General features: G+C 47.1%; 8 tRNA genes and 1 rRNA gene. All 9 read left to right on the plus strand.

What is annotated here, in order from left to right:
* Positions 1–95: ribosomal RNA gene (gene rrf, locus CD111_RS10155) — 5S ribosomal RNA — on the plus strand; the annotation flags it as partial.
* A gap of 12 nt (positions 96–107) precedes the next feature.
* Positions 108–183, plus strand: a tRNA-Val gene (locus tag CD111_RS10160).
* Between the two features lie 7 nt (positions 184–190).
* Positions 191–266, plus strand: a tRNA-Thr gene (locus tag CD111_RS10165).
* 7 nt (positions 267–273) lie between these two features.
* Positions 274–349 (plus strand) — tRNA-Lys (locus CD111_RS10170).
* 30 nt (positions 350–379) lie between these two features.
* Positions 380–454 (plus strand) — tRNA-Gly (locus CD111_RS10175).
* A 16-nt stretch (positions 455–470) separates the two neighbouring features.
* Positions 471–559: transfer RNA gene (locus CD111_RS10180), tRNA-Leu, on the plus strand.
* 7 nt (positions 560–566) lie between these two features.
* Positions 567–643, plus strand: a tRNA-Arg gene (locus tag CD111_RS10185).
* Between the two features lie 10 nt (positions 644–653).
* A tRNA-Pro gene (locus CD111_RS10190) sits at positions 654–727 on the plus strand.
* A 17-nt stretch (positions 728–744) separates the two neighbouring features.
* Positions 745–820: transfer RNA gene (locus CD111_RS10195), tRNA-Ala, on the plus strand.
* Positions 821–986 lie beyond the last annotated feature (166 nt).

The following is a 986-nucleotide window of genomic DNA, read 5'->3' on the forward strand; positions in this document are numbered from 1 at the left end:
GGTCACACCTGTTCCCATGCCGAACACAGAAGTTAAGCTCTTTAGCGCCGATGGTAGTTGGACTTACGTTCCGCGAGAGTAGGACGTTGCCGGGCAGTATTGTTAATGGAGAATTAGCTCAGCTGGGAGAGCATCTGCCTTACAAGCAGAGGGTCGGCGGTTCGAACCCGTCATTCTCCACCATTTTTTTGCCGGCCTAGCTCAACTGGTAGAGCAACTGACTTGTAATCAGTAGGTTGGGGGTTCAAGTCCTCTGGCCGGCACCATTATTTAGAGCCATTAGCTCAGTTGGTAGAGCATCTGACTTTTAATCAGAGGGTCAGAGGTTCGAATCCTCTATGGCTCACCATTATTTATAAATTATAAAAATAATTATTTAGCGGAAGTAGTTCAGCGGTAGAATACAACCTTGCCAAGGTTGGGGTCGCGGGTTCGAATCCCGTCTTCCGCTCCATTATTATTTTTTTCTTGCCGGGGTGGCGGAACTGGCAGACGCACAGGACTTAAAATCCTGCGGTAAGTGATTACCGTACCGGTTCGATTCCGGTCCTCGGCACCATTTTTTAGCGCCCGTAGCTCAATTGGATAGAGCGTTTGACTACGGATCAAGAGGCTAGGGGTTCGACTCCTCTCGGGCGCGCCATTTTAAATAACGGGAAGTAGCTCAGCTTGGTAGAGCACTTGGTTTGGGACCAAGGGGTCGCAGGTTCGAATCCTGTCTTCCCGACTTCTATTAATACGTATGGGGGCTTAGCTCAGATGGGAGAGCGCCTGCTTTGCACGCAGGAGGTCAGCGGTTCGATCCCGCTAGTCTCCACCATTTATTAAATTAGATAATGAACATTGAAAACTGAATGACAATATGTCAACGTTAATTCCAATAATTTTGAAGTACTAATAGTACTTCAAAGAGTGATTGGCTTAACCAATCAAAAGATGAGCTAATCAAGCTTACTTCTATTATGGAGAGTTTGATCCTGGCTCAG

It is taken from the genome of Mammaliicoccus stepanovicii, from assembly GCF_002902525.1.
In the GTDB taxonomy this organism is placed as follows: domain Bacteria; phylum Bacillota; class Bacilli; order Staphylococcales; family Staphylococcaceae; genus Mammaliicoccus; species Mammaliicoccus stepanovicii.